25 protein-coding genes are annotated in these 25,745 nt (G+C 69.2%); 18 read left to right on the top strand and 7 right to left on the bottom strand.

What is annotated here, in order from left to right; genetic code table 11:
- Positions 1–85 precede the first annotated feature (85 nt).
- Both HLA95_RS15885 and HLA95_RS15880 read left to right on the top strand, forming a co-directional pair.
- Complete coding sequence (locus HLA95_RS15885) at positions 86–1,258, top strand: zinc-dependent alcohol dehydrogenase (protein WP_191061671.1); 1,173 nt, start codon at positions 86–88, stop codon at positions 1,256–1,258.
- A gap of 44 nt (positions 1,259–1,302) precedes the next feature.
- Positions 1,303–2,238, top strand: a complete 936-nt coding sequence (locus tag HLA95_RS15880; protein WP_222183809.1) for a DUF4267 domain-containing protein — start codon at positions 1,303–1,305, stop codon at positions 2,236–2,238.
- Positions 2,239–2,300: 62 nt separating this feature from the next.
- Here HLA95_RS15880 and HLA95_RS15875 read toward each other — a convergent pair whose 3' ends face one another.
- The gene (locus HLA95_RS15875) at positions 2,301–3,209 is read right to left on the bottom strand and encodes a sugar phosphate isomerase/epimerase family protein (protein WP_191060510.1); all 909 of its coding nucleotides are present in this window, start codon (positions 3,207–3,209) and stop codon (positions 2,301–2,303) included.
- A gap of 219 nt (positions 3,210–3,428) precedes the next feature.
- Between HLA95_RS15875 and HLA95_RS15870 the strand changes: the two genes are divergently transcribed.
- From HLA95_RS15870 to HLA95_RS15825, 10 genes are all read left to right on the top strand, one after another.
- Positions 3,429–4,349, top strand: a complete 921-nt coding sequence (locus tag HLA95_RS15870; protein WP_191060511.1) for a carbohydrate ABC transporter permease — start codon at positions 3,429–3,431, stop codon at positions 4,347–4,349.
- The gene (locus tag HLA95_RS15865; protein ID WP_191060512.1) at positions 4,349–5,239 is read left to right on the top strand and encodes a carbohydrate ABC transporter permease; all 891 of its coding nucleotides are present in this window, start codon (positions 4,349–4,351) and stop codon (positions 5,237–5,239) included. The genes HLA95_RS15870 and HLA95_RS15865 overlap by 1 nt, the downstream gene beginning before the upstream one ends.
- 43 nt (positions 5,240–5,282) lie before the next feature.
- On the top strand, positions 5,283–6,809 hold the full coding sequence (locus HLA95_RS15860; RefSeq protein WP_222183808.1) for an ABC transporter substrate-binding protein: 1,527 nt from the start codon (positions 5,283–5,285) through the stop codon (positions 6,807–6,809).
- An 83-nt stretch (positions 6,810–6,892) separates the two neighbouring features.
- A complete protein-coding gene (locus HLA95_RS15855; protein ID WP_222183807.1) occupies positions 6,893–8,425 on the top strand; it encodes a xylulokinase in 1,533 nt (510 codons plus the stop codon).
- The gene (locus HLA95_RS15850) at positions 8,422–9,717 is read left to right on the top strand and encodes an iron-containing alcohol dehydrogenase (RefSeq protein WP_191059167.1); all 1,296 of its coding nucleotides are present in this window, start codon (positions 8,422–8,424) and stop codon (positions 9,715–9,717) included. The genes HLA95_RS15855 and HLA95_RS15850 overlap by 4 nt, the downstream gene beginning before the upstream one ends.
- Before the next feature lies 1 nt (position 9,718).
- Complete coding sequence (locus tag HLA95_RS15845) at positions 9,719–10,759, top strand: 2-dehydropantoate 2-reductase N-terminal domain-containing protein (RefSeq protein ID WP_191059168.1); 1,041 nt, start codon at positions 9,719–9,721, stop codon at positions 10,757–10,759.
- Positions 10,760–10,783: 24 nt separating this feature from the next.
- Entirely contained in the window at positions 10,784–11,242 is a 459-nt protein-coding gene (locus HLA95_RS15840) for an RpiB/LacA/LacB family sugar-phosphate isomerase (protein ID WP_191059169.1), read from the top strand.
- Between the two features lie 329 nt (positions 11,243–11,571).
- On the top strand, positions 11,572–11,892 hold the full coding sequence (locus HLA95_RS15835) for a N,N-dimethylformamidase alpha subunit family protein (protein ID WP_191059170.1): 321 nt from the start codon (positions 11,572–11,574) through the stop codon (positions 11,890–11,892).
- A gap of 64 nt (positions 11,893–11,956) precedes the next feature.
- A complete protein-coding gene (locus HLA95_RS15830) occupies positions 11,957–14,221 on the top strand; it encodes a N,N-dimethylformamidase beta subunit family domain-containing protein (protein WP_191059171.1) in 2,265 nt (754 codons plus the stop codon).
- A gap of 23 nt (positions 14,222–14,244) precedes the next feature.
- Complete coding sequence (locus HLA95_RS15825) at positions 14,245–15,018, top strand: SDR family NAD(P)-dependent oxidoreductase (protein WP_191059176.1); 774 nt, start codon at positions 14,245–14,247, stop codon at positions 15,016–15,018.
- A 6-nt stretch (positions 15,019–15,024) separates the two neighbouring features.
- Here HLA95_RS15825 and HLA95_RS15820 read toward each other — a convergent pair whose 3' ends face one another.
- The 6 genes from HLA95_RS15820 to HLA95_RS15795 all read right to left on the bottom strand — a co-directional run bounded on the left by HLA95_RS15820 (position 15,025) and on the right by HLA95_RS15795 (position 19,492).
- Positions 15,025–15,612, bottom strand: a complete 588-nt coding sequence (locus HLA95_RS15820) for a Uma2 family endonuclease (RefSeq protein WP_191059172.1) — start codon at positions 15,610–15,612, stop codon at positions 15,025–15,027.
- 59 nt (positions 15,613–15,671) lie between these two features.
- Positions 15,672–16,334, bottom strand: coding sequence for a LysE family translocator (locus HLA95_RS15815; protein ID WP_191059173.1), 663 nt, complete (start codon positions 16,332–16,334; stop codon positions 15,672–15,674).
- 4 nt (positions 16,335–16,338) lie between these two features.
- A complete protein-coding gene (locus tag HLA95_RS15810; RefSeq protein WP_191059174.1) occupies positions 16,339–16,728 on the bottom strand; it encodes a RidA family protein in 390 nt (129 codons plus the stop codon).
- Between the two features lie 19 nt (positions 16,729–16,747).
- On the bottom strand, positions 16,748–17,512 hold the full coding sequence (locus HLA95_RS15805; protein ID WP_222183806.1) for a glucose 1-dehydrogenase: 765 nt from the start codon (positions 17,510–17,512) through the stop codon (positions 16,748–16,750).
- 256 nt (positions 17,513–17,768) lie between these two features.
- Positions 17,769–18,902: a 3-dehydroquinate synthase gene (gene aroB, locus HLA95_RS15800; protein ID WP_223861800.1), complete on the bottom strand. Its 1,134-nt coding sequence runs from the start codon at positions 18,900–18,902 to the stop codon at positions 17,769–17,771.
- The gene (locus tag HLA95_RS15795) at positions 18,899–19,492 is read right to left on the bottom strand and encodes a shikimate kinase (RefSeq protein ID WP_222183805.1); all 594 of its coding nucleotides are present in this window, start codon (positions 19,490–19,492) and stop codon (positions 18,899–18,901) included. The genes aroB and HLA95_RS15795 overlap by 4 nt, the downstream gene beginning before the upstream one ends.
- Positions 19,493–19,600: 108 nt before the next feature.
- On the opposite strand from HLA95_RS15795, the gene HLA95_RS15790 reads away from it, so the two are divergent.
- The 6 genes from HLA95_RS15790 to HLA95_RS15765 all read left to right on the top strand — a co-directional run bounded on the left by HLA95_RS15790 (position 19,601) and on the right by HLA95_RS15765 (position 25,741).
- Positions 19,601–19,741, top strand: coding sequence for a hypothetical protein (locus HLA95_RS15790; RefSeq protein WP_222183803.1), 141 nt, complete (start codon positions 19,601–19,603; stop codon positions 19,739–19,741).
- Complete coding sequence (locus tag HLA95_RS15785) at positions 19,741–21,279, top strand: hypothetical protein (RefSeq protein WP_222183801.1); 1,539 nt, start codon at positions 19,741–19,743, stop codon at positions 21,277–21,279. Before HLA95_RS15790 ends, HLA95_RS15785 begins: the two co-directional genes overlap by 1 nt.
- Positions 21,272–22,225 carry a site-specific tyrosine recombinase XerD gene (locus HLA95_RS15780; RefSeq protein ID WP_191060839.1) on the top strand — a complete coding sequence of 318 codons (954 nt, stop codon included), beginning with the start codon at positions 21,272–21,274 and terminating at the stop codon, positions 22,223–22,225. Before HLA95_RS15785 ends, HLA95_RS15780 begins: the two co-directional genes overlap by 8 nt.
- On the top strand, positions 22,222–23,202 hold the full coding sequence (locus HLA95_RS15775; protein WP_191060840.1) for an HpcH/HpaI aldolase/citrate lyase family protein: 981 nt from the start codon (positions 22,222–22,224) through the stop codon (positions 23,200–23,202). The genes HLA95_RS15780 and HLA95_RS15775 overlap by 4 nt, the downstream gene beginning before the upstream one ends.
- A 307-nt stretch (positions 23,203–23,509) precedes the next feature.
- Entirely contained in the window at positions 23,510–24,586 is a 1,077-nt protein-coding gene (locus HLA95_RS15770) for an NAD-dependent epimerase/dehydratase family protein (protein ID WP_191060841.1), read from the top strand.
- 90 nt (positions 24,587–24,676) lie between these two features.
- Entirely contained in the window at positions 24,677–25,741 is a 1,065-nt protein-coding gene (locus HLA95_RS15765; protein ID WP_191060842.1) for a glycosyltransferase family 47 protein, read from the top strand.
- Positions 25,742–25,745: the final 4 nt, after the last annotated feature.

Raw genomic sequence — 25,745 nt, 5'->3', positions numbered from 1 at the left:
CCGGCGCCCACCCCAGCGGAACCCGCAGCATTGCGGGCGGTTTGGCCGCATGGGTGAACAGGGCACAAGTCAAGGGAGAGCGAAGATGCGGGCGCTGTGCTGGCACGGGAAGAACGACATCCGCTGCGACACGGTGCCGGATCCCAAGATCGAGGACCCGCGGGACGCGATCATCAAGGTGACGACCTGCGCCATCTGCGGCTCCGACCTCCACCTGTTCGACGGCTTCATGCCCGGCATGCAGTCCGGCGACATCATGGGCCACGAGTTCATGGGCGAGGTGATGGAGGTCGGCTCGGGTGCGAAGGACTCGCTGAAGGTGGGCGACCGCATCGTCGTGCCGTTCACCATCACCTGCGGCGAGTGCGAGCAGTGCCGGCGCGGCAACTTCTCGGTGTGCGAGCGCTCCAACCGGAACAAGGACATCGCCGACAAGCTGTTCGGGCACACGACCGCCGGCCTGTTCGGCTACACCCATCTGACCGGCGGCTATCCCGGCGGCCAAGCCGAGTACGTGCGGGTTCCGTTCGCGGACAAGACCCATGTGAAGGTCCCGAACGGAATGACCGACGAGCAGGCCTTGTTCCTGGGGGACATCTTCCCGACCGGCTGGCAGGGCGTGGTCCAGTGCGACATCCAGCCGACCGACACGGTGGCGATCTGGGGCTGCGGGCCGGTCGGCCAGTTCGCGATCCGCAGCGCCGTGCTGCTGGGTGCGAAGCAGATCATCGCGATCGACAATGTCCCTGAGCGCCTCGCCATGGCGCAGGCCGGCGGCGCCATCACGATCAACTTCGACGAGGAAAGCACGGTCGAGCGGCTGAACGAGCTCACCCAGGGCAAGGGGCCGGAGAAGTGCATCGACTGCGTGGGCATGGAGGCCCATGCGACCGCCACGCTGGATTCGATGTACGACCGGGCCAAGCAGGCGCTCATGCTGGAAAGCGACCGGGCGCACGTGCTGCGCGAGATGATGTATGTCTGCCGGCCGGCCGGCACCATCTCGATCCCGGGCGTCTATGGCGGCCTGATCGACAAGGTCCCGATGGGCATGGTCATGAACAAGGGCCTGACGATCCGGACCGGCCAGACTCATGTGAAGCGCTGGACCGACGACCTGCTGCGCCGGATCGAGGACGGCCAGATCGACCCCAGCTTCGTCATCACCCATACGGTCGGGCTCGAGCAGGGGCCGGAGATGTACAAGACGTTCCGCGAGAAGCAGGACGGCTGCATCAAGGTCGTGCTCAAGCCGTGAGGAGCGACGTCATGCATCAGCATCATAGCGGATCCTCCCAGCAGATGATGTCGCGCGACTCGGCGCGCGGCCTGGCCCAGGGGCTCGGCTGGTTCAGCATCGGGCTGGGCCTGATGGAGCTCCTGGCACCGCGCCAGCTGTCCCGGACCCTCGGCATGGAGGAGCAGAGCGGCCTCATCCAGGCCTATGGCGTTCGCGAGATCGCGACCGGCATCGGCATCCTCGCTTCCCGGGACCCGACCCCCTGGGTCTGGGCGCGGGTGGGCGGCGATGCGCTGGACCTGGCGACCCTGGCGCCGGCCGTCCCGGACAACCCGCAGAAGGGCAACGTCCTCGTGGCGATGATGGCCGTGGCCGGCGTGACCGCGCTCGACCTGATCTGCGCCCAGCAGCTCAGCACCGCACGGCAGCAGGAGCAGCGCGAGCAGCGGCTGCGCTACCTGCCCGACTACAGCAACCGGAGCGGCATGCCCCGCGGGGTCGAGCAGATGCGGGGCGTCGCCCGCCAGGACTTCGAGATGCCGCGCGACATGCAGACCCCGGAGGCGCTGCGCCCCTGGACGGACGGCAGGCCCGCACAGGCCGATGCCGGGGCCATGGCCAGCAGTCTCGGGACGGCGACGACGGACCACGACGCGGCCAATACCTCGTCGTCCTCCAACCTGAAGCCGCAGCTCTCCAGCGCACAGGTCGTGCGGACCGCTGCCGATCAGGTCGGGGTGAAGGGCGGTAGCGGGACGGCGGCGAACCACGACGCCGCCACCACCTCATCCTCCTCCAGCCTGAAGCCGCAGCTCTCCAGCGCGCAGGTCGTGCGAACTGCTGCCGATCAGGTCGGGGCGAAGGGCGATAGCGGGACGGCGACGACGAACCATGACGCGGCCACTACCCCATCGTCCTCCAACCTGAAGCCGCAGCTTTCCAGCGCACAGGTCGTGCGGACCGCTGCCGATCAGGTCGGGACGGCGAAGGATCGCTAGGGGAGCCGGCTGGCTCACCGGCAAGGCGCGGACGTGAGCGACGGCGCTCCGGGTTGGTGGAATCAGACGCGGACGAACGGCCGCCAGTAGTCCGCCGACTGCCGGAGCGCCGTGATCACCGTGCTGTCGGTGGGCTCCCGCTCGCGGAACGAGAATTCGAACACCAGCTCGTTGTCCGTGCCCCCGCCCTTGCGAATCGCGTCGAGCAGCGGCTCCGGGGTGATCCGGCCCTTGGCGTTGTTTTCCGGCGTGAACGGCCGGTGGCCGCCCTTGTCCATCGAGCTCTGCTTGATGTGGATCACCGGGCTGTCCGCCGCCAGCGCCTCGGCGATGGCATAGGGGTCGTAGTCGCGCGGGTCCTGCGAAGTGACGTCGCCATGGTCGATGTCGGCGCAGATCTTGAAGGGCAGCGGCATGTCCTCTTCCACCAGCGCCTGGATCCGCCGGGTCTCGGGCAAAGTGTGGCCGAACTCGCGGCGGATCGACATGTGCTCCCACATCAGGAACTCGAGCCCGCGCTCCTTGGCGCGATGGGCGAGGTCGCGCCAGTCGTCGATCACCCGCTGCAGCACCGCCTCACGCCGCTGAGGGTCGGCATCGTCGGCATAGGTCATGATCGCCAGCAGCGTGCCGGTGCCGCGGGCGCCCAGATCGGCCGAAATGTCGATCCAGGTGGCCAGCCAGTTCTTCCACCAGGCGCGCACCTCCGGGTCGGGATGGCCCAGATGGTTCACCCTCGTATAGGCGCCCGAGAAGGTCGTGGTGATCTTCGCCCCGTTCGCTTCCAGCGCCTTGTTGTAGCGCTTGACGAAGCTCGCCTGCAGGGGGGCGGGCCAGGACGGGTCCAGGAACTCAGGCGTGAGCTGGATCCGGCTCATGCCGATGTCCTGGGCGATGGTGCCGACCAGTTCCTCGGGCAGGACGATCCGGTTGATCGCGAAATTGGTGTTCAGCCCGAGCGTGAAGCCCATCTCTCGCCTCCGATCCACGGCCGCCAGGCGCAAGCGGGCGACCCTTCCAGCCCGCGCTTCGATGGCCCATCCCGGGCCAGGGGGCAAGCATGGCTTGGCCCTCCCCTGCCCGAGATCGCCGCTTGACAGTCCGCGGTCACGAAAGCCTGATGCGCGAAAGTGAGCGGTGGTACGATTCGGCGCTCCTAAAAACGTTTCGAGGGTAGGCTCGTCGTACCGATGGCCAGCAGCACGATCGCGGCCCCAGCCGCGTCCCGCCGACGTTCCTGGCTCCCCCGGTGGCTCACCGCCGAATCGGCGCTGCCCTGGCTCATGCCGGTCATCGCGCTCTTGCTGGCGTTCGGGGTCTATCCCCTCCTCTACGCCGTCTGGCTGAGCCTGCAGGAACGCTCGCGGATCACCCGCCAGTTCGAGTTCGTGGGCCTCAAGCAGTGGGGCATCGCCCTCACCGACCCGCGCACCTGGGACAGTTTCCAGGTCACCCTGACCTACACGCTGGTCTGCCTGGCCGTGCAGGTCGTGCTCGGCATGGCGATCGCCCTGCTGCTCGACACCGAGCGGCGCGGCTACGGCCTGCTGCGCTCGCTCATGATCCTGCCGCTGGTGGTGCCGCCTGCCGTCACCGGCCTGATGTTCCTCCTGATGGAGGACGCCCAGTTCGGCGTGCTGTCCTATTATCTCAAGCAGCTCGGCATCATCGACCCGGCTAACCCGCTCCTGGCCAACAACAATACCGCGCTGATCGGCGTAATGCTGGCCGACATCTGGCAGTGGACGCCGTTCATGGTGCTGATCTTCCTGGCGGGCCTGCGGGCCTTGCCCAAGGAGCCCTACGAGGCGGCGGCGATCGACGGTGCCTCGGCGTTCCAGGCCTTCCGCCTGATCACCCTGCCGCTGCTCAGCCGGGTGATCGCGGTGGCGGTGCTGCTCCGCTCGATCGACCTGTTCCGGGTCTATGACTACATCTACGTGATGACCAGCGGCGGGCCCGGCACCCAGACCGAGACGCTCAGCTTCTATGCCGGCCGGCTGTTCACCCTGGCGAACTTCCCCTACGCCGCGACGCTGGCCCTGATCGTGCTGATCTCGCTGAACGTCCTGGCGGCCGTGTTCATCAAGCTGTTCAAGGTGCGGTTCTGATGCGGAGCAACCCTGCCTTAGGCATCCTGCGCGACGTCTGTGCCTGGGCGATCGTGCTCCTGTTCGTGTTCCCGATCTTCTGGTGGATCCTGGCGTCGTTCAAGCCGTACACCGCGATCTTCAACACCACGCCGGTCTATTGGGGTTTCGAGCCGACGCTGGACAACTACCGGGTGACGCTGGGCGGCGTGTCCCGCCTCTCGCTGATCACGGACGAGGGGGCGGCCGGCACGGTCGCGGGCGGCGGCAGCTCCTATTATTCGATCCCGTCCATCATCGACAGCGTGATCGTGGCGCTGGGCTCCACCGTGCTGGCCGTGGTGCTCTCCACCCTGTGCGCCTACGGCCTCTCCCGCTTCCGCTTCAGGGGCCAGCAGAACTTCGTATTCTGGATCCTCTCGCAGCGCATGATGCCGCCGATCGCGATCGCGATCCCGATCTTCTTCATGTTCCGCGACCTGGGCCTGCGCGACACCCATCTGGGCCTGATCCTGGCGCACACGCTGATCAACCTGCCGATCGCCGTCCTGCTCATGAAGAGCTTCCTGGACGACGTGCCGGTCGACCTGGATCAGCAGGCGATGATCGACGGGGCCAACCGCTGGCAGACCTTCTGGCTGGTGGTGATGCCGCTGGTCAAAGGCGGGCTCGCCGCCACCGCGGTCCTGTGCTTCATCTTCTCCTGGACCGAGTTCCTGCTCAGCCTGCAGCTCACCACGCAGATCCGCACGATCCCGGTGAAGATCTCGACCTTCGTCACCTCGACCGGCACCGAGTGGGGCTTCATCACCGCCCTCGGCAGTGCTGCCCTAGTGCCGAGCTTCATCTTCATCGTGCTCGTGCAGAAGCACCTGGTGCGCGGCCTGACGCTCGGCTCCCTGAAGGACTGAGCGCACGCCGCCGCCGAACGGATTTTTCGAGGGAGGTAGAACAATGAGTTTCCGCGAACACGACCGCAAGACCTTCATCGCCGACACGTGCGGCGAGTACGCCGCGCGCCGGATCAGCAAGCGCGAGTTCATCCGCAAGCTCGGCATCGCCGGGGTCGGCCTGTCCGGTTTCGGCGCGGCCATGCTGGGCGGCGGCCGCCCCTTCCGCGGCCTGGACTTCGGCAACCCGGCCTTCGCCCAGTCCGGGCCGGACGAGGCCATGATGCAGTGGCTCTCCGAGGTCGGTAAGCCGTTCGCCGGCACCACGATCCGCTACACGTCGGAGGCCACCCCGCCCACCATCGTCGCCAACCAGCTCGCCAAGGAAGAGTTCACCAAGGCGACCGGCATCAATGTCGAGATCGAGATCGTGCCGCTGGAGCAGGTGCTCCAGAAGGCGACCCTGGACATCCAGGGCCAGGTCGGCACCTACGACCTCTATTATCTCGACCAGTCCTGGATGGCGACCTTCTCCCAGGACATGGAGGATCCGCGCGAGTATTACGACGCGCATCCCGACATCGCGATGCCCAACTTCGACTGGGACGACTTCAGCAAGCCCCTGCTGGACGGCATCTCGATGTTCGACGGCAAGCTGGTCTCGATCCCGTTCGACATCCCGATCTTCATCCTGATGTACCGGCGCGACCTGTACGAGAAGCACGGGCTGAAGGTGCCGGCCGACCTCAACGAGTACATGGCCAACGTGAAGGCCATCCAGGAGGCCGAGAAGGGCAACGGCATCTACGGCACCACCGGCCAGCTCCGCTCGGGCCATTACAGCCTGGAATGCGACTGGACCGCCTGGCTGTGGGGCAATGGCGGCTCGATCTACAACAATGAAGGGATGTTCACCGGCGGCGACGAGCAGGGCATCAAGGGCCTGGAGTATCTCATGGAGATCTCCAAGAACTGCCCGCCGGGTGCGCTGACCTGGACCTGGGACGGTGAGGGCCAGTCGGTGGCGCAGGGCCTGGCCGGCCAGGTGATCACCTGGGGCGAGTATTTCCCGAGCTTCGACGGTGCCAACAGCAAGGTCGTGGGCCTGATGGAAGCGGCCCCGCCGCCCAAGGCGATCTCGCTACGCACGCCCGAGCAGTGCGGCTTCAACGAGATCCCGAATGTCGGCCACCAGGGCGGCTCGGGCCTCGGTCTGTCGCGCTACTCGCAGAACCAGGAAGCGGCCTTCATCTTCATGCAGTGGGCCTGCTCCAAGGACGTGGTCGGCCGCGGTTCGGTGCTGGGCGGCGGCGCCTCGCCGGTCCGGCTCTCCGCCTTCACCGACCCGCGCACCCTGGCCGCCGCCAAGGTCGGTCCCGGTACCACCCGCCACTTCCCGGCGGTCGAGGAGACCATCAACACCATGATGGGCTCCGAGCCGGACTTCCCGGCCTGGGCCGAATTGTCGAACAACACCATCCCGGTGGAGCTCGGCAAGTTCCTGACCGGCCAGTTCAAGACCCCGCAGGAATGCATGGACGCGATCAAGCCGGTGGCCGACGAGATGGCAGCACCGTTCCGCAAGGCATGACCCGGCCCTTAAGCCTGGTCTAGAGAGTGGCGGGGCAGCGATGCCCCGCCATTTTACTGAGAAGCAAGAAGATCCCTCCGACCATGACCGAACCGCTCGTCATCGGCATCGACAGCAGCACCACGGCGACCAAGGCAATCGCCTGGGACCGCTCCGGCCGCGCGGTGGTGGAGGGCCGCGCGCGGCTCGCGATGGCCAACCCGCGGCCCGGCTGGTTCGAGCAGGACCCGGAAGACTGGTGGAAAGCGGCCGCCGAGACGATCCGGCAGGTGACGGCCAGCGTGGCGCCCGAGCGGATCGAGGCGCTGGCGATCGCCAACCAGCGCGAAACCTTCGCCGTGCTCGACCGGCACGGCCAGGCGCTGCGGCCGGGCATCCTCTGGCTGGACGAGCGCAGCGGCGACGACGTCCGCCTGCTGGTGGAGCGGCATGGCGTCGAACGCATCCGGCAGATCACCGGCAAGACCCCGGACCCCACCCCGGCCCTGTACGGCCTGTCCTGGCTCGGGCGAAACGAACCCGAGACGCTGGCCGCCACCGCCCATGCCGTCGATGTCCACGGCTTCCTGGTGCACCGGCTGACCGGCGAGCGCGCCACCTCCTGGGCCTGCGCCGATCCGCTGGGCGTGTGGAACATGGCGGAGCGCCGCTATGCCGAGGAGCTGCTGGCACCATTGGGCCTCGGCCCCGACCGCTTCTTCGCCGCCCGCCAGCCGGGCACGGTGCTGGGCCGGCTCACGGCAGAGGCTGCCGCCGCCACAGGCCTGCGCCCCGGCACGCCTGTGGTGGCGGGTGCCGGCGACGGCCAGGCCGGCGGGCTGGGCTGCGGGGTGATCGCCACCGGCCGCGCCTACTGCAATCTCGGCACCGCCACCGTGTCCGGCGTCTGGGCCGGCCGCTACATGGTCGATGCCGGCTGGCGGACCATGAACTCGGCCTCCGGCGAAGGCTTCATCAACGAGCTCTGCCTGCGCACCGGCACGTTCTTGACCGACTGGTTCGTGTCCAGCCTGTTCGGCCTGGACGGCGTGGCCGACCCCGAGGCCTATCGCCGCCTGGAGGCGGAGGCCGCCGCCCTGCCGGTGGGCTCCGATGGTCTGCTGCTGACCCCCTGGTGGCTCGGCAGCATGACGCCCTACTGGGACAACGATGCGCGCGGCGTGATGGTCGGCCTGTCCGCCGAGCACGGCCGCGGCCATTTCTACCGGGCGAAGATGGAAGGCATCGCGCTGGAGCAGGCGCTGGGCTTCGGCAAGATCGAGGCGGCGCTGGGTACCCCCATCACCGAGATCGTCGCGATCGGCGGCGGCTCGCGCTCGGACCTGTGGTGCCAGATCCTGGCGGAGACTGCCGGCCGGCCAGTGCTCCGCTCCTCCACCGTGGAAGCCTCCAGCCTGGGTGCGGGCATCTGCGCTGCCGTGGGTGCGGGCTGGTTCGCCGACATGAACGAGGCCGCGGCCGCCATGGCCGGCCGGATCGAGCGACGGATCGAGCCCGATCCCGAGCGCCACGGCCGCTATCGCGAACTGCTCGCCCTGTTCGAGCGCCTGTACCCGCAGCTCCGGTCGATCTACGCCGACCTCGCCGCGTTCAAGCAGAAGGGAGTCCGCCGGTGACCGGAGCCGACCCGCTCATCCAGCAATTCGTCGAGGGCCGCTACGTCGACCGCACCACCGGCAAGACCGTCCCGTGCAGCCTGAAGAAGGTGGTGACCACGGAGACCACCGAGGGCCGGGAAGCCGAGCTGGTCTTGGGCCTGGGCCTGGGCGAGCGGCTGGGCGTGGTGGCCGACGAGAACACCTGGGACGTGGCCGGTCGGCGCATCCAGGCCGCCCTGCCCAACTCCCTGCCGATCATCCTGGAGCACCCCAAGGCCGACGAGAAGTACACGGGCATCCTGAGGGAGAAATCGCGCCACGTGGACGGGCTGGTCGCGGTCGGCTCCGGCACGATCAACGACCTGTGCAAGCACGTCACCTTCCAGGATGGGCGCGGCTGTGCGGTGTTCGGCACCGCCCCGTCGATGAACGGCTACGTCACCTCCACCGCCTCGATCACCCGCGACGGCTACAAGCTCTCCCTCAAGAGCCATGCACCGCGCGGCGTGTTCTACGACCTCACCGTCCTGGCGAACGCACCGGTGCGGATGATCCGGGCCGGCTTTGGCGACGCGGTGTGCCGCAGCTCCGCCCAGGTCGACTGGCTGCTTTCCCACCGGCTGCTGGGCACCAGCTACGAGCAGGGCCCGTTCGACATCCAGGCACCCTACGAGCCGATCCTGCTGGAGAAGGCCGAAGGGCTGGTGAAGGGCGAGCTCGAAGCGGTCCGGGCGCTCACCGACATGCTGACGCTGGGCGGCTTCGGCGTGCTGTTCACCAATACCAGCCATTCCGGCTCGATGGCCGAGCACTCGATCAGCCACTACATCGACATGTTCGCCGACCCGCATCCGGGCACGCTCCATGGCGAGCAGGTGGGCGTGGCCACGCTCACGGCCAGCCGCCTCCAGTCGCGCATCCTGGCCCTGGAAACCCTGCCACCCTTGCAGGTCCGCCAGATCGACGACGGGAAAATTCGCCGCCTGCACGGCAAAAGCGGCGACGAGATGGTGAAGGTCGCGCACGGCAAGGCGTTCGATGCCGAAGCCACCCGCGCGATGAACGCGCGCCTCCAGCGCGAGTGGCCGGCGCTGCGTTCGGAACTGCAAGTCATCATGTTGCCCTTGGAAAAACTGCTCGCCGCCTATGCCGCCTCGGGCACGCCCAGCACCGCCGGCGGGCTCGGGATCGAGCCTTGCTTCTACCGCCGGGCCGTGCTCAACGCCCGCGACGTCCGGGACCGCTGGTCGATCCTGGACCTGGCGGGCGATCTCGGCCTCCTGGAAGAGTTCGCCGAACACGAGGAATGAGATGGCGACCGTTCTGATCCTGGGCGCCGGCGTGATGGGCAGCGCCTTCACCCTGCCCCTGGCCGATTCCGGCCACGATGTCCGCCTGGTCGGCACGCCGATCGACACGGCGGTCATCGATGCGCTCAAGCAGAACGAGGTCCATCCGCGCCTGAACGCGCCGCTGCCCGCCAATGTGCGGGCCTTCCACCATGGCGAGATCGACCAGGCCCTGTCCGACCAGGTCGAGCTGATCGTGATCGGGGTGAGCACGGCCGGCGTCCACTGGGCGACCGACCTGCTGGCCCCCCGCCTGCCCGGCCCCCGCCCGGTGATGATGCTGACCAAGGGCCTGGATGCCGATGGCCGGAACATCCGCCCGCTGACCGACCCGGTCGCCGAGGCGCTGAAATGCCCGACCGGCGGCGTGGGCGGCCCCTGCATCGCCGGCGAGCTGGCGGTGCGCCGCGACACGTCGGTGGTGTTCGCCCACCCCGAGGAAGCGACCCTGCGCCGGCTCCTCGACCTGGTGCCGGCCCCCTACTACCATGCCCGCCCCTCGCGCGACGTGGTCGGCACGGAGGTCTGCGCGGCACTCAAGAACTTCTATGCGCTGGGCATCGGGGCGGCGACCGGGATGCTCGACCGCCAGGGTGCTGCCGGCAACGGCGCCCAGATGCACAACATCGCCGCCGGCCTGTTCGCCCAGGCGCTCCTGGAACTGCAGCAGGTCAACGCGCTCTTGGGCGGCAGCGACAGCTCGGTCCACGGCTTGGCCGGGACCGGCGATCTGTATGTGACCGTCCAGGGCGGCCGCAACAGCCGGATGGGCCGCCTCCTGGGTGCCGGCTGGCGCTACAGCCAGGCCAAGGCCGAGAAGATGAAGGACGAGACCGTCGAAGGGGCCGAGCTGGCGCTTTCCGCCGGGCCGACGCTGGAGCGGATGATGGAGGAAGGGGCGCTTGCGAAACGCCAGATGCCCCTCACATCAGCGATCATCGACGCGATCAGCCGCGACCACGAGTTCGCCGTCGACTGGCAGAGATTCCACTACGCGCACTGAAGCGCTGGGCCTGAGGAGAGCAGCATGAGCAAGGTCGTGATCGGCGCGGACAATCTGGGCCTGCCGCTGAAGGACGTGCTCGTCGAGCACCTGAAGTCCAAGGGCCACGACGTCACCGACATCGGCACCAACACGAGCGATCCGGTCGACTATCCCGGCGTGGGCCGCCGCCTCGCCGAGAAGATCGCGGCCGGCGAGTACGAGCGCGGCATCCTGGTCTGCGGCACGGGCGCCGGCATGGCGATCGTCGCTAACAAGGTCCCGGGCGTGCGCGCGGTCTGCGTGACCGACCCCTACACGGCCGAGCGGGCGATCGCGTCGAACAACGCCCAGGTCATCACCATGGGCGCCCAGATCACCGGCCCGTCGGTCGCCAAGATGCTGGCCGACATCTACCTGGCGAACGAGTTCCAGGCCGAGCGCTCGGGCAAGAAGGTCGCCCAGATCGACGCCCTGGACGCCGAGACCCGCAAGGCCGGCTGAGCCTGGGAGCGGCGGCCTCCCGCAGGGCCCAACCTCGTGTTCGTGACGAAGCCCTGGCGCAAGCCGGGGCTTCTTCGTTTCCAGGTCCTTCCGCCGTGGCCTGCAACGGACAATCGCACCGAATCGCACGTTCGGATCGGTGCGAATCGGTGCGGCGCCTGTCTTTTCGTCTCGTCCTGCCGGACGATTGGTGCCAGTCTCGGCAGCGCCGACGCAGAGCCCAGAAACCAGCGCTCAGCTTCCTTCCTTCGGGACGAGGCAGTGTCGGCCACGAGCATCGGCCGAGCTGAAGCCGGTTTCGTGCGGGTGAACCTCGCAGGGAGGAGCGGGTGCCTTACAAGATCGACCCTGCCGTCGACCGGCAGTACATCGAAGAGATGCGCAGGAATCCGATCGGCGCGCACAGCCCGGGCCTGCAGCGGGTCCTGAACACCCTGCGCACCGACAAGAGCGGCCGTCAGGTGATCCTGGTCGTGCTCAAGCCGTTCGAGAAATGGGTGCTGGGCGAGATGCCGCCGGATCGCCGCGACCCGATCACCATCGAGGACGGCCCGGTCTTCACCAGCCGCGAGGAAGCGGAGTGGGAGATCTTCCGGCGCCGCTGGTTCCAGCACACGGGCGAGAACATCAACCTGCCCTTCCGGGACTAGCGCCGGCTCAAGCGCCGCCGCACAGCACCAATCCAGAACGCCTCCGGCTAGATAGAGACCACTCATGCTCAAGATCGTCGGGTACCCGGACCGCTACAGCGTGGCCCCGGGCGAGACCATCTCGTTCCAGATCTCGGTCGAGGAGGGCGAGACGTTCGACGCCCGGATCGTCCGCGTCCTGAATGGCGACTGCAATCCCGACGGGCCCGGCCTGAGCCTGCCGCACGTGCCGACCCATATCGACGGCACCTATCCGGCCAGGAAGCAGCACATCGACGCCGGCTCCTTCATGCGCGTCCCGACCATGCCGGCACTGGCGGAAGGTGCTTTCACCTTCTTCGCCACCATCTGGCCGACCCTCACCGACCGGGGCGACCAGACGCTCGTGGCACAGTGGGACGAGACGAAGCAGGCAGGCTTCCGCATCGAACTGGTCGATGGCGGCAAGCTCGGCTTCGTCGCCGGCGACGGCAGCCGGACCGTGACCGTCGCGACGGCGCGGCCGATGCTGGTCCGGCAGTGGTACCGGGTGGCGGTCGCCTATGACCCGGCCGCCGGCAAGGTCACCCTCACCCAGGAGCCCCTGCGCCGCTATCCGACGATCGACGATGCCGGCCACCAGGAAGCCGAACTGGGCCTGACTCCTTCGGCGCTCGCCGTGCCCATGCTGATGGCCGGCTCGCCCGAGGCCGGTGGGACGATCGGCCGGCACTATGACGGCAAGATCGACAGCCCTGCTTTGGTCCGGGGAGTCCAGGATCTTCACCGCTACGGGGCCCTGCTGCGCTCGAACGTCCCGTTCGTCAGCGACCCCGATCTGATCGCGCGCTGGGACTTCGCCAAGGAGATCCGCACCACCCGCACGGTCGATGTCGGCCCCTCCCGCCACGACGGCGAGCTGGTCCACCTCCCGTCCCGCGCCATGAAGGGCTGGAACTGGACCGGCGAGCAGCACGACTGGACGCGCAAGCCCGAGCATTACGGCGCCATCCACTTCCACCGCGACGACATCTACGACGCCGGCTGGGAGACCTCGGTCGCCTTCACCCTGCCGGACGACTTCAAGAGCGGCGGCTATGCCCTCCATGTGCGCTGCGGCGAGAGCGACGAGCAGGCGACCCGCGAGGACTATCTGGCCTTCTTCGTGCGCCCGCCGCGCGGGGCCAACCGGGGCGAGCGGCCGAAGGTGGCGTTCCTGGCCCCCACCTGCTCCTACATCGCCTATGCCAACCACGGCGAGCACATCACCGCCCGCGGTGCCGAGGCACTGATGAACCGGCTGCTGCCGTTCGGCCATTCCGACCTATACATGTACTACCACCCGGAGCTGGGCGGCTCGCTCTACGACAGCCATGCCGACGGTTCGGGCGTGTGCTATTCCAGCCGGCTGCGCCCGGTGCTGAACTTCACCAGCCGCTACCATTCCTGGCTGGGCGGCCACGGCTCGGCCCTCTACCAGTACAATGCCGACACCCATCTGTTCTATTGGCTGGACCAGAAGGGGGTCGAGTACGACGTCATCACCGACGAGGACCTGCACCAGGACGGCTACGAGCTGATCAAGGACTACCAAGTCATCCTCACCGGCACCCACCCGGAGTACCACTCGACCCGCGCCTGGGACGCCATGAAGGCCTGGGTCGATCGCGGCGGGCGGCTCATGTACATGGGCGGCAACGGCTGGTACTGGCGCGTGGGCTTCCACGACGAGCTGGACGGCGTGATCGAGCTGCGCCGCGCCGAAGACGGCATCCGCCCCTGGATCGCCGAGCCCGGCGAATACTTCCAGTCGTTCAACGGCGAGTATGGCGGCCTGTGGCGCCGGATCGGCCGCGCACCCAACGTGATGGCCGGCATCGGCTTCGTGGCGCAGGGCTTCGACATCAGCTCCTACTACCGGCGCGCCCCCGACGCGGACAATCCGCGCGCGTCCTTCATCTTCAAGGACGTGCCGGACGAGATCATCGGCGATTTCGGCCTGATCGGCGGCGGGGCTGCCGGCATCGAGCTGGACTGCATCAACACCGACCTGGGCTCGCCGCCCAACGTCCTGCGCCTGGCCTCCTCGGAGGGGCACAGCTCGATGATGCAGCTGGTCAACGAGGAGTTCGGCGTGGTCCCGCCGGCCCTCGGTGGCGACCAGAACGACCAGGTGCGCGCCGACATGGCGTTCTGTGAGACCCCGTCCGGCGGTGCGATCTTCGCCACCGGCTCGATCGCCTGGTGCGGCTCGCTGCTGCCGAACAACTGCGACAACAACGTATCGCGGATCACCTGGAACGTGCTCGAGCGCTTCATGGACCCGAAGCCGTTCGTGCCGGGTTCCTGATTCGAGGATAAGGGAGAATGGAGATGGACGCGCTGGCCCGGTTCCGCCTGGATGGCAAGGTCGCCGCCGTGACGGGTGCCGCCCGCGGCATCGGCTTCGCGGTGGCAAAGCTCCTGGGCGGTGCCGGCGCCGACCTCGCCCTGATCGACCTGAACTCCGAGCTCGGGCCATCCGCGGCGGAACAGGTCGCCGGCGAAGGCCGGCGCGCCACCTTCTACCCAGCCGATCTGCGCGACCCCGCCGCCTCGACCGCACTGGTGGACCAGATCGCCCAGGAGTTCGGCCGGATCGACATCCTGGTGAACTGCGTCGGCATCAACCCGAACACCGACGTGCTGGAGATCGCGCCCGACGAATGGCGCAGCGTCCAGGACGTCAACGTCAACGCCATGTTCTTCACCAACCAGGCGTTCGCCCGGCACATGGCGAAGCATGGCGGCGGCAGCATCGTGGCGATCGGCTCGAACTCCGGCTTCACCGTCGACAAGCCGCAGCCCCAGGCCCACTACAACGCCAGCAAGGCCGCGGTGCACCAGATGGTGAAGTCGATGGCAGTCGAGCTGGCGCCGCTGCGCATCCGGGTGAACGCGGTGGCCCCCGGCTACACGCTCACCGAGATGACCAAGCTCGGCCTGAGCAAGCGCGAATGGGTCGAGGTCTGGGAGGAGATGACGCCGATGAAGCGCTTCGCCGAGCCGGACGAGATCGCGCACGCCGTCCTGTTCCTGGCGAGCGACGCCGCCAGCTACTGCACCGGCACCATCCTCCTGGTGGATGGCGGCTACACCTGCTGGTGAGGTCGGCTACAGGCCGACCGCATCCGCGTCGTCTTCCGTCTCCGGACGGAAGGTGACCCCGGCATAGACCTGGTCGAGGGCGATCTCCGTATCCAGGAAGGCCGAGCGGAAGCTCGCCGAGCCGGAGACCATCGCCACCAACCAGTGCGCTCCCTGCCGCTGCCAGACCTGGACCCAGACCCGGCTGCTGTCGGCCAGCCAGATCTCCTGCACGCTCGGCAGCTCCGTATAGCGCAGGAGCTTGCAGGCAAGGTCGAACGATAGCGTCGCCGGCGAGAGCACCTCGATGACGACCACCGGCGGCGCGGGCTGGCCCTGGGGCTCGCGCGGGCCGGAGCGGATCACCAGGTCGGCCTGGAAGTAGTTGCGCTGGTCGACCTGGATGCCGGCCCCGGTCACGAGGCGGCAGGGCGGCTTCAGGTGCGGATGGATCGCCAGCACCAGATTGGCCCTGACCTCGCCATGCTCGTCCGGCGGCGGCACCATCATGCGGACGGCTCCGTCCACCAGCTCATGCCGTGCGTCCGTCCCATCCGCCTGGGCCTGAAACTGGGCGAGGGTCATCATCGGGGCATACCCCTGTGCGAGCGCCATGGCACCACCTCCTCCCGGCCGAACCCTAGCATGCAGGCGACCGGGACGCAGCGTCCCCCTCAGGCCCGCCGCTCGGTCAGGAACAGCTTCACCGCGAGGCCGACGAAGAACAGGCCGGACAGAGCGTCGAGCGTCACCGTCACCCAGCGCACCTTCGAGAAGCGGTCCACCATCCAGCCGGTCAGCAGCGCTATCCCCATCAGCCAGGCGATGCCGATCAGGTTGAGCGTCAGACCGAGTGCGAGGGTCTGCAGCGCCACGCTGCCCCGCCCGGCCGAGACGAACTGGGGCAGGAAGGCCACGAAGAACATGATGACCTTCGGGTTCGACAGATTGGTCAGCAGGGCGCGGGAGAACACCGTCCAGGCCGGCGGCACCGCCCGCAACGGACGCGCCTGGGCATCCTGCTGCCACTTGATGTGCAGGTTCGCCCAGGCCGCCCGCAGCGCCTGCACGCCGATCCAGGCGAGATAGCAGGCACCCGCCCAGCGCAGCAGGTCGAAGGCCGTGGGCGAGGCGGCGATGAGCGCGGACACGCCCACGGCCGCCAGCAGGCTGTGGCCGATATTGCCCACCAGGATGCCCAGGCAGGCGATCAGCCCGCTGCGCACCCCGCCCTGCAGGCTGTTGGCCGCGACGAACATCGTGTCCGGCCCGGGCGTGACCGCGAGCAGGAGGGCAGCGCCGAGGAAGACGGCGAACAACTGGGCATCAGGGAGCATGGCTTCAGGCCGGCTGGCAGGCGATTCCCTCGATCTCGCACAGGAGCTGCGGGCTGGCGAGGCCGTGCACGATCAGCAGCGTGGCGGCGCAGGCATGGCCCTGCATCCGCCGGTCACGGATCTGCCGCCACAGCTTCACGTCGCGCTGGTCGACCAGGAACACGGTGATCTTCACCAGGTCGCGATGGCTCATCCCGGCATGGGCCAGCACCGCGAACAGATTGTCCCAGCTCTGCTCCATCTGCTCGGCCACGCCCTCGGGCACGCTGCCGTCGAGACAGACGCCCACCTGGCCGGAGATGTGCAGCCAGCGCGCCGGCCCGGTCACCAGGGCGCCCTGGCTGTAGGCGGATGCCGGGCGATGCACGGTTGGCGGGTCGAAGACCTCGATCATCGCCTTCTCCGATCAGCGCTCAGATGGCGGCCAAGTAGCCGCCGTCCACGTAGAGACACTGACCGGTAACGTAGCGCGCGGCATCCGAACAGAGAAAGACCGCAGGCCCTACCAGATCGTCCAGTTCTCCGAACCGGCCCTGCGGGATCTTGGGCAGCATCGCCTCGCGCCAGGATTCGTCGGCGTAGAACGCCTCGGTCAGGGCGGTGCGGAAATAGCCCGGCCCCAGCGCATTGACCCGGATGCCGAGCGGCGCCCATTCGGTGGCGAGTGCCCGGGTCATGCCCAGCAGGCCGGACTTGGACGAGCCGTAGGGGGTGGCGGTGGGCACGCCCACCTCGGAGGTGAGCGAGGCCAGGTTCAGGATCGCGCCCCGGCGCCGCTCCGCCATGCCGCGCCCGACCGCGCGGGCCGTGAAGAAGGCGCCTTTCAGGTTGGTGTCGACGATCCGGTCCCAGAGCGCCTCGTCGACCTCGAGCGACGGGCGGACCTCCTCGATCCCGGCATTGTTGACCAGGATGTCGATCGGCCCGGTGCGCTCTTCCAGCGCCCGGATGCCGGCCTGGATGCTGTCCACCGAGCCGGCATCGACCGAAGCGGCCCAGGCCCGGCGCCCCAGCGCCTCGATCGCCCGGCAGGTATCGCCCAGCCGCTCCACCTCGCGCGCAGTCACCGCCACGTCCGCCCCGGCGGCCGCCAGCCCCCGCGCCAGCGCCGCGCCGATCCCGCGCGAGCCGCCGGTGACCAGCGCCACCTTGCCGGAAAGATCGAACATCCCGCTCATCCTGGCAGCTTCTCCCGGGTCAGCCGATGCGGCACGGCCCCTTCCATGTCATCCCCCGCGCAGGCGGGGGATCAACCGCCAGACGACGGCTGCCTCCGCCGGCTCGCTTGCGCTGGATCCTGGACGGGGCTGACCATGCCGCAGCCAGCGCCCGGCAGTTGATCCCCCGGACGAGCCGGGGGATGACACGAGGGAACGGTGGGCACCCGCGAAGGATGCCACTGGTCGCCGCGAACCGCCCGGCCCCATCGCCTCCTCACACCGGCCGTTCCAGCAGGTCCTGGAGCACCGCCGCCTCGACCCCATCGCTGGTGAAGGCCTCGCCCAGGCGCTGGAGCAGCACGAAGGTGATCCGGCCCTGGCTGGCCTTCTTGTCCCGCCGCATCGCCGCCAGCATCGCGTCTGCGGCAAAGCCCCGGTTGGTCACCTCGCCCGGCGCCGTCTTCAGCCCGAGCTCTCGGAGATGGCGGCGCACCCGGTCGGTGGTCTCCGCCGGCAGGTGCCCGGAACGCACCGACAGCTCGGTCGCCTGAACCATGCCGATGCCGACCGCCTCGCCATGGAGCAGCCGGCTGCCGTAGCCGGTGAGGTTCTCGTAGGCATGGGCGAAGGTATGGCCGAAGTTCAGCAGCGCCCGGCCGCCCTTGGTCTCGAACTCGTCGTCGCCCACGATCTCCGCCTTGATCGCGCAGGACCGCTCGATCGCGAACGCGCGCGCCGCCTGGTCGCCTTCGATCACGCCCCGACCATGCTCCTCCAGCCAGGCGAAGAACCCGGCATCGCGGATCAGCCCGTATTTCGCGACCTCGGCATAGCCGGCCTGCAGCTCGCGCAGGGGCAGCGTGTCGAGCGTGGTCGGATCGATCAGCACCCGCCGGGGCTGGTGGAAGGCGCCCACCAGGTTCTTGCCAGCTTGTGCATTGATGCCGGTCTTGCCGCCCACGCTGCTGTCGACCTGGGCCAGGAGCGTGGTCGGCACCTGCACCAACGGCAGGCCGCGCAGGAGCGTCGCCGCGGCGAAGCCCGCGAGGTCGCCCACCACCCCGCCACCCAGGGCCAGGATGGTGGTCCTACGGTCGATGCCGGGCGCCAGCACCGCCTCGCAGAGCTGGGCGAACACGCCGAAGCTCTTGCTCGCCTCGCCCGCCGGCACCGTCACCGTGCGCGTCTTGAGGCCGGACCTAGCCAGGGAAGCTTCCAGGCGCGGCAGATGCGGCGTGGCCGCCATGGTCTGGTCGGTGACGATCACCAGCCGGTCCGACGGCAGGAGCCCTTCCAGTTCCTCGCCGGCCCGGTCCAGCAGGCCGGGTTCGATTCGCACGTCATAGCCGCGCGCACCCAGCGGCACGCGCACCGAGCCGGTGGCCGGCATCGTCGAAGCAGCACTCACGCCAGCACCCCCGCCTCGGCCAGCCGGCCGATCAGTTCCTGGACCAAGCGGTCGACCGGCTGGTCGCCGCTGTCGACCACCATGGCCGCCTCGGCATAGACCGGATGCCGCCGTTCCATCAGCTCGGCCAGGATCGTGCGCGGGTCGCCCGTCTCCAGCAGCGGCCGGCTGCCCTTCTTGCGCGCGGTGCGGGCGACCAGCGTGTCGAGGTCGGCACGCAGCCAGACCGAGAAGCCGCTGGCGCGCACGCGCTCGCGGGTGAGCGGATCGACGAACGCCCCGCCGCCCAGCGCCAGGACATGCGGCGGCCCGGCCAGGAGGCGGGCGATCACCCGCCGCTCCAGTGCGCGGAACTCGGCCTCGCCGTGGCTCGCGAAGATGTCGGGCACCGACATGCCGGCCGCCTCCACGATCGCGTCGTCGGCGTCGATGAAGGGGGCATGGAGGACTGCCGCCATCCGGCGGCCGACGGCGGACTTGCCGGCACCCATCAGTCCGACCAGCACGATATGGCGGGTCAGCTTCAGGCGGCGGGCGGGCGGCGTTTCGGCAGGGAGCGCAGCTTCTGGGTGCGCTTCGTGATTGGTCATTCGTGTCAGCGTTGAACGGGCGGAGCGTCGCCTATATAAACCGGCGAAGGCCACCGACGGCAAGCCCGGCCTGGACGAAAACCACACGCGCGGGATCCACGCGGAACGATGGCGGCACTCGGACGGGCGTTGCTCGTGATCCTGATCGCGGCCGTGCTGGGCGGTATCGCCTTCCTGATGTTCTGGGACGTTCCGGCGCCGCGGCAGCCAGTCGAGGCGGTCGTCCCGGCGGAACGGCTGGCCCAGTGATGATGCATCGAGCGACCGCACGCTGGCTGCTGGCCTGCTGCGCCTGGGCGGCCCTGGCCGGCAGCGTGCAGGCTCAGCCGCGGCCCCTGTTCGAGGACCAGCCGCCCGCCAGATCCGCCGGCCCGGCATCCCCTCCCTCCGAGCTCACCGTGCGCCCGCTGGACGTGCCGAGCGCCGACGCCGTGGGCAGCGGCCAATGGCAAGGTTCGGCTGCCTGGGGCGACACGCCGCCCGCCGAGATCGCCTCGGCTTTGGCGGCCCTGCCGGCGGACCCGGCCGATCCCACTGCCCGCCGCCTCCAGGTCGAACTCCTGCTTCTGCCGACCCCGCAGGGCCAGCCGTCGGGTAGCCTGCTGGCCCTGCGCCTCCAGCGCCTGGTCGAGCTGGGTGCTTTGGACGCGGCCCAGGCCCTGGTGGACGAGGCCGGGCCGGGTGCCATCCGCCTGGCCGCCCTGGCGCCGGTCGCGGCCAGCCTCGACCTCGCGGCCGGCCAGGATGAAGCGGCCTGTGCGCTCGTGCGCGACGCGGGCATGGCGGGCTGGGGCCAGGAAGCCGGCGGCCCGGAGGGCAGCGGCGAGCTCAACCTGCTGTGCGCGCTCCTGGAAGACCGGCCGGACAGCGCCCTGGTGCTGGCGAATGCCCTGCAAGAAACCGGCAGCCTGCGCGCCCAGCCGTTCGGCACGCTGGTCGCGGTGGCACTGGGCTACGGGCGCACTGATGCGGTGGACTGGAGCGCCACGGTGACGCCCGCCGACCTGGCGCTGGCGCGAAAGCTGGGCTTGGCCCTGCCGGACGAGGCGGTTGCCCATGCCAGCGCCGCGGCCCTGGCGCGCCTCGCCGTCGATCCGGCCACGCCGCCGGCCCTGCGCGCGTCCGCCCGCGCCCGGGTGGAGGCGGCACGTGGCAATTTCGCCGCCACCGGTGCCGAGGCCAGCCGCCTGCGCGCGATCACCGACCCGCAGGCCCGCGCCCGCGAGATCGTGCTGCTGTGGCATGCCCATCCCGGCCCGGACAGCCGCCGGGCCTACCTGCCGCAACTGGCCCCGCTGGCCGCCACGATAGCACCCCGCCAGGCCCTGGCGCTGGAAGCCGAGACGCTGGCCCGGATCCTCCTGGCCGCCGGCGAGGAGGGTGCCGCACTTTCCTGGTTCGACATGCTGGAAGCGCAGCCGCAGGGCGACCGGGCCCGCGCCCATCGGGTGGCGGTCCTGATGATCCTGGCGGGCCTGGTCGATCCGTCCCGGATGCCGCCGGCACCGGACGGGCTGTTCGACCGGGACGACGCCACCCTGCTCGCCGCTGGCTTGGCCGGGCAGGGCGTGCCCCTGTCCTCCCCCTGGGAACGGCTGTTGCCGGCGGCAGCCTCGCCGCCGCCGGCGGGTGCCCCGGCCCTGCGCCTGGCGCGTGCCCTGGCCGATCTCGCCAGCCCGGAGCCGGCCGCCCTGGCGCGCGGGCTGGCCGGCCTGGTGGCGAGCGACCGTGCCATGGACGCGCGCGAGATCGCGCGCAGCACGGTGATCGTGCGGCTCGATGGCTGAACGCCGCTCCGCCCTGGCGCCGTTCTTGGAGATGATGGCGGTGGAGCGCGGGGCGTCCCGCCACACCATCGCCGCCTACCACAACGATCTGAGCGCCTGGCTCACCTTCCTGCGCCAGCGCGGCCAGGACGAGGGAACGGCGGGCGAGGCCGAGGTGCGCGCTTTTCTCCAGGCCGCCGCCGATGCGGGCCTCAAGGCCACCACCCAGGCCCGGCGCCTGGCCGCCTTGCGCCAGTTCCACCGCTTCCTCCATCTGGAAGGCCAGCGCCCCGACGACCCGACCCTGGCGGTCGAGGGCCCGCGCCGGCAGCGCAGCCTGCCGCGGGTGCTGAGCGAGGAAGAGGTCGAAGCCCTGCTCGCCGCGGCCAGGCTGAAGGACGGCCCGGACGGGCGGCGGCTGACCTGCCTGCTGGAGCTGTCCTACGCGTCCGGGCTGCGCGTCTCGGAGCTGGTGGGCCTGACGCTCGGCGCCTTCACGCCCGACCGCACCGCGTTGCTGGTCAAGGGCAAGGGCGGCAAGGAGCGGATGGTCCCGGTCGGCCGCTTTGCCCGCGAGGCCCTGACGCGCTGGCTGGAGGTGCGGCCCGCCGACCGCAAGAACCGCCTGTTCCCCTCGACGGGCGCCAGCGGCCACCTGACCCGGCAGCACGTCCTCTATCTACTCAAGCGGCTGGCCCCGGAAGCCGGGATCGATCCGGAGCGGATCTCGCCCCACGTGCTCCGCCACGCATTCGCCACTCATCTCCTGGCGCACGGGGCGGACCTGCGCGCGGTCCAGACCATGCTCGGGCACGCCGACATTGCGACAACGCAGATCTACACGCATGTTCGGCCCGAGCGCCTCGCCGCGGTGGTGACCGAGCACCATCCTTTGGCAAGACCGGCCACGCACAAGGCCGCGACACGTCCAGGCGGCGCGGCAGCCCTCAAGGGAGACGGGGAATGAGTTTCACGATCGTCGAGCAGTGCACGCCCAGGCTGAACCGCTCGGAACTGGCCGTGCCGGGCAGCTCGCCGCAGATGTTCGAGAAGGCGGCGGCTTCCGGGGTGGACGTGGTGTTCCTGGACCTGGAGGACGCGGTGGCGCCCGACCAGAAGGAGCAGGCGCGCAAGAACATCATCCAGGCGATCAACGACATCGACTGGGGCAGCAAGACCCTGTCGGTCCGGATCAACGGCCTCGACACGCACTACATGTATCGTGACGTGGTCGACGTGATCGAGCAGACCGGCGAGCGGCTCGACCTGATCATGATCCCCAAGGTCGGCACCGCCGCCGACATCTACGCGGTCGACATGCTGGTCACCCAGGTCGAGACCGCCATGAAGCGCAAGAAGCGGATCGGCTTCGAGTTGATCGTCGAGACCGCGCTGGGCATGGCCAATGTCCACGAGATCGCCAGGGCGTCCAAGCGCAACGAGAGCCTGCATTTCGGCGTGGCCGACTATGCCGCCTCGACCCGGGCGCGCACCACCGTGATCGGCGGCCCGAACCCGGACTATGGCGTGCTCACGGACCCGGACGTCGACAACTCGCGCTCCTACCATTGGGGCGACATGTGGCACTACGCGATCGCCCGCATGGTGGTGGCGGCCCGCGCCAACGGCCTGCGGCCGGTGGACGGCCCGTTCGGCAACTTCCAGGACCCGGACGGCTATCAGGCCCAGGCGCGCCGCGCGGCGGTGCTGGGCTGCGAGGGCAAGTGGGCGATCCACCCCTCGCAGATCCCGCTCGCCAACGAGGTGTTCACCCCGCCGGCCAAGGAGGTCGAGCGCGCCCGGCGCATCCTGGTCGCGATGGAGGAGGCATCCAAGGCCGGCAAGGGTGCCGTCAGCCTGGACGGGCGGCTGATCGACATCGCCTCGATCCGCCAGGCCGAGGCGCTGGTCGCCAGCGCCGACCGGATCGCCGCTGCCGGCTGAGCCGCATCAACCCAGGATCTCGACAGGACGACCCGGCTCACGCCGGGTCGTTCCGCTTTCGGCAGCCCCTCCCCATTGAGATCTGACCTCTTCTTCACTCCGAAAGTGAAACTGCAAATTCTACTTAGGTACTGCGCAGGAATTTCGTGCGTCTCTTGCAACACATCCGGCAAAACACCTGATGCCAGTCAGGCATGTCCAAATGGACGTTGTACGTGCACGCCGGTCTGGCTAGTCACCCGCTGAAGAGATCGGATATTTTCCACCGGTGGGTTCGGGTCGGGCCGATCGCGAAAGGGACACGGAAGTGCGCGTCGTCATCCTGGGTTGCGGCGGATTCGTCGGCAGCCATCTGCTCGACAATCTCCTGGGCGACGAATCCTACCTGATCGAGGGCTGGGATCCGGAGGACCGCAAGATCCGCCACCACCTGGGCAATCCGCGCTTCACCTTCCACCGCTCGGTCGCGAATTCGCCCGAGGCACTGGTCGAGGTCGAGCGGGCCGTGCAGGAGTGCGACGTGGTGATCAACCTCGCCGCGATCTGCAACCCGTCCGACTACAATACCCGCCCGGTGAGCGTCATCCACGCCAGCCTGTTCGACGTCTATCCGGTCATCCAGCTCTGCGCGAAGTACCGGCGCTGGCTGGTCAGCTTCTCGACCAGCGAGGTCTATGGCCGCACGATCGCCAGCTACCTGCCGGCCGGCACCTATGACGACCCCGACCTCTACGAGCTGCGCGAGGACGAGACCCCGCTGGTCATGGGGCCGATCCAGAACCAGCGCTGGTCCTATGCCTGCGCCAAGCAGATGGCCGAGCGGCTGGTCTATGCCCACCATGCCGAAGACGGCCTGCCGTTCACCATCGTCCGGCCGCTCAACTTCTTCGGCCCGCGCATGGACTATATCCCGAGCCGCGACGGCGACGGCGTGCCGCGCGTGCTGGCCTGCTTCATGGCGGCACTCATGTCGGGCCAGCCCATGCAGCTGGTCGACGGCGGCCAGGCCCGGCGGACGATCGTCTCGATCCACGAGGCGGTGGACGCGGTCCGGCGCATGCTGGAGCGCCCTTCCGCCGCGCAGAACCAGGCGTTCAACATCGGCAACCCGCACAACGAGGTGACGATGGCCGAGCTGGCCGACCTGATGCGCCGCACCTATGCGAAGATCACCGGCGATGCGCGGTTCAACGACCACCCGATCGTGACGGTGTCGGCCGAGCGGTTCTACGGCCAGGGCTACGAGGACTGCGACCGGCGCATGCCGGACATCGGCAAGGCCCAGCGCCTCTTGGGCTGGAACCCGACGATGGCGCTGCCCGAGGTCCTGCTGGAAACGATGCGCGCCTATCACGAGGCCTATGCCGTGCCGGCGGTGGCCTGAGCGCGGCTTCTATTCGGCGGCGAGGCTTCCTATAGTCGGCGCGGGTGCCGGCCTCGCCCCGCGACCGGCGCAACGACGATGGCCTGCCCGATGCCCGTCCCATCTCCCGAGCGCCTGTCCGTCGGCAACATCCGGATCGGCGGCCAGCGCTACCAGCTCGAGATCGGTCCGGACGAGACCGGCAACGGCGAACGCTACGAGTATTTTCTGAACATCATCCGCCGCCTGGTCCGCGAGCACGGCATCACCGGGCGGCGCTGGTACATCACCTATGACGGCAAGCACGACATCCCCGACCTGGACGGGGACTGCGTCGTGTTCATGTATGGCGAGGAACGCTCGCTGACCCCCTGGCGCTACGAGCGGGCCGGGCTGATCCTCAAGGCCTATGGCATGCGCCCGCAGCCGGTGGAGCCGTTCCGCGCCGACCTGCCCTGGATGCTCGACCGGACCCGGGTGGCGCGCAACCGGCTGCAGGACCTGCGCATCGTGCGGCGGATCGGGCCCGGGCGGCACCAGGCGGTGCAGGCGAAGACCCTGCCCATCCCGCTGGGCTATGCCCGCCAGCAGGAATTGCCGGTCAAGCCGATCGGGGAGCGGCCGCACCTCATCTGGTTCGCCGGCAGCCTGGACAATGCCGCGGTCGGCCGGTTCTCGTTCTACCCGCGCCTGGCCAACCTGCCCAAGCGCCGCGCGCGGCAGGAGATGGTCGCCAACCTGCGCCGGCTCCAGGCGTTCCACCCCGACTGGCCGATCTCCCTGCAGATCAACCAGACCTACCAGGCTGGGCCGGTCGATCCGGGTGACGCCTATGCCCGTCGGCTGATGGACACGCGGATCTGCGTGGCGCCGCGCGGCACCACGCCCGAGACCCACCGCTTCTTCGAGGCGATGCGCTCGGGCTGCGTGGTGATCTGCCAGCCCCTGCCGGACTTCTGGTTCTACCGCTCCGCACCGGCGATTCGGCTGGAGCGCTGGTCGGAGCTGGAGGCGGTCGTGGAGGCGCTGCTCGCGGCGCCGGCACGGCTGGAGGAGCTGCATCTGGCGGGGCGGCGCTGGTGGGACGAGGTGGCGAGCCCGGCCGCCATGGCGCGCACGATCGCGGCGATCCTGAAGGGCGAGACCAGCGTCGCCGAGGTGGCCGCCCGGTCCTGAGCAT

The sequence above is a fragment of the Geminicoccus harenae genome, assembly GCF_019800005.1.
Lineage (GTDB): Bacteria > Pseudomonadota > Alphaproteobacteria > Geminicoccales > Geminicoccaceae > Geminicoccus > Geminicoccus harenae.
Note: the sequence above shows the minus strand (reverse complement) of the source record. Positions and strands in the feature narration are given on the sequence as shown.